The following is a 2,928-nucleotide window of genomic DNA, read 5'->3' as shown; positions in this document are numbered from 1 at the left end:
GAATCTGCGTTCTTCGAAATTTGGATAAGCCCTCGACCGATTAGTATTGGTCAGCTCCATGCATTGCTGCACTTCCACCTCCAACCTATCTACCTCGTCGTCTTCAAGGGGTCTTACTAATTGGGAAATCTCATCTTGAGGGGGGCTTCACGCTTAGATGCTTTCAGCGCTTATCCCGTCCGTACGTAGCTACTCAGCCATGCTCCTGGCGGAACAACTGATGCACCAGCGGTACGTCCATCCCGGTCCTCTCGTACTAAGGACAGCTCCTCTCAAATTTCCTGCGCCCACGACAGATAGGGACCGAACTGTCTCACGACGTTCTGAACCCAGCTCGCGTACCGCTTTAATGGGCGAACAGCCCAACCCTTGGGACCTACTTCAGCCCCAGGATGCGATGAGCCGACATCGAGGTGCCAAACCTCCCCGTCGATGTGGACTCTTGGGGGAGATAAGCCTGTTATCCCCAGGGTAGCTTTTATCCGTTGAGCGATGGCCCTTCCATGCGGTACCACCGGATCACTAAGTCCGACTTTCGTCCCTGCTCGACTTGTAGGTCTCGCAGTCAAGCTCCCTTATGCCTTTGCACTCTTCGAATGATTTCCAACCATTCTGAGGGAACCTTTGAACGCCTCCGTTACTCTTTAGGAGGCGACCGCCCCAGTCAAACTGCCCGCCTGACACGGTCCCCGTACCGGGTTACGGTACTAGGTTAGAACCTAGATACGATCAGGGTGGTATCCCAACGGCGCCTCCGCAGAAGCTTGCGCTCCTGCCTCTACGGCTCCCACCTATCCTGTACAGATCGTACCCAAATTCAATATCAAGCTGCAGTAAAGCTCCATGGGGTCTTTCCGTCTTGTCGCGGGTAACCTGCATCTTCACAGGTATTAAAATTTCACCGGATCTCTCGTTGAGACAGCGCCCAAGTCGTTACGCCATTCGTGCGGGTCAGAATTTACCTGACAAGGAATTTCGCTACCTTAGGACCGTTATAGTTACGGCCGCCGTTTACTGGGGCTTCGGTTCACAGCTTCGGATTGCTCCTAACCACTCCCCTTAACCTTCCAGCACCGGGCAGGCGTCAGCCCGTATACTTCGCCTTGCGGCTTCGCACAGACCTGTGTTTTTGCTAAACAGTCGCTTGGGCCTTTTCACTGCGGCCCCCTCGGGCTATTCACCCTACCGAGGCACCTCTTCTCCCGAAGTTACGAGGTCATTTTGCCGAGTTCCTTAACGAGAGTTCTTCCGCGCGCCTTAGAATTCTCTTCTCGCCTACCTGTGTCGGTTTGCGGTACGGGCACCTTCTCCTGGCTAGAGGCTTTTCTTGGCAGTGTGAGATCATGACCTTCGCTACTACAATTTTCGCTCCCCATCACAGCCCAGCCTTATTGATGTGCGGATTTGCCTACACATCAGCCTCACTGCTTAGACGGACACATCCATCAGTCCGCGTCACTACCCTCCTGCGTCACCCCATCGCTCATAGCGGATTACGGTGGTACAGTAATTTCAAACTGTTGTCCTTCGACTACGCCTTTCGGCCTCGCCTTAGGTCCCGACTTACCCTGAGCGGACGAGCCTTCCTCAGGAAACCTTGGGCTTTCGGCGGATCAGATTCTCACTGATCTTTTCGTTACTCATACCGGCATTCTCACTTGTATGCTGTCCAGCGCTCCTTACGGTACACCTTCAACCTACATACAACGCTCCCCTACCCCAGATGCAAAGCATCTAGCCATAGCTTCGGTGGTGTGTTTAGCCCCGTTACATTTTCGGCGCAGAGTCACTCGACCAGTGAGCTATTACGCACTCTTTCAATGGTGGCTGCTTCTAAGCCAACATCCTGGTTGTCTGTGCAACTCCACATCCTTTCCCACTTAACACACACTTGGGGACCTTAGCTGATGGTCTGGGCTGTTTCCCTTTTGACAATGGATCTTAGCACTCACTGTCTGACTCCCGGCAAGAAGTTAATGGCATTCGGAGTTTGACTGAGCTTGGTAACCCTTGCGGGCCCCGCACCCAATCAGTGCTCTACCTCCACCACTCCATTCACCGAGGCTAGCCCTAAAGCTATTTCGGGGAGAACCAGCTATCTCCGAGTTCGATTGGAATTTCTCCGCTACCCCCACCTCATCCCCGCATTTTTCAACATGCGTGGGTTCGGGCCTCCAGTGCGTGTTACCGCACCTTCACCCTGGACAGGGGTAGATCACACGGTTTCGGGTCTACGTCCACATACTAAATCGCCCTATTCAGACTCGCTTTCGCTGCGGCTCCGGCTTCTCACCTTAACCTTGCATGTTAAACGTAACTCGCCGGTTCATTCTACAAAAGGCACGCCATCACCCATAGATCGGGCTCTGACTTTTTGTAAGCACACGGTTTCAGGTTCTATTTCACTCCCCTTCCGGGGTGCTTTTCACCTTTCCCTCACGGTACTGTTTCACTATCGGTCGCCAGGTAGTATTTAGCCTTAGCAGATGGTCCTGCTGGATTCATACGGGGTTTCACGTGCCCCGCACTACTCGGGATCCGTCTCGGAGAGAACACAGTTTAGGCTACAGGGCTTTTACCTCTATCGCGGGCCTTTCCAGACCTCTTCGCCTACCATATTCCTTTGTAACTCCATGTGAGACGTCCCACAACCCCAAGAGGCAAGCCCCTTGGTTTAGGCTGTTCCGCGTTCGCTCGCCGCTACTGACGGAATCACTATTGTTTTCTCTTCCTCAGGGTACTTAGATGTTTCAGTTCCCCTGGTCTGCCTCTGCATTTCCTATGTATTCAGAAATGAGTAACTGCGAATTACCACAGCTGGGTTTCCCCATTCGGACACCCCCGGATCAAAGCTTGCTTACAGCTCCCCGAGGCAGTTTCGTTGTTCGCCACGTCCTTCGTCGGCTCCTGGCGCCTAGGCATCCTCCG

At 53.5% G+C, this 2,928-nt stretch carries 1 rRNA gene; it reads right to left on the bottom strand.

The features are described from left to right. Positions 1 to 20: 20 nt before the first annotated feature. Positions 21 to 2,928, bottom strand: a 23S ribosomal RNA gene (locus tag GC101_RS00005); the annotation flags it as partial.

Origin of the sequence: Paenibacillus phytohabitans, assembly GCF_013141775.1 — a bacterium.
GTDB classification, from domain to species: domain Bacteria; phylum Bacillota; class Bacilli; order Paenibacillales; family Paenibacillaceae; genus Paenibacillus_AQ; species Paenibacillus_AQ phytohabitans.
This window is presented reverse-complemented; position numbering and strand designations above follow the sequence as displayed.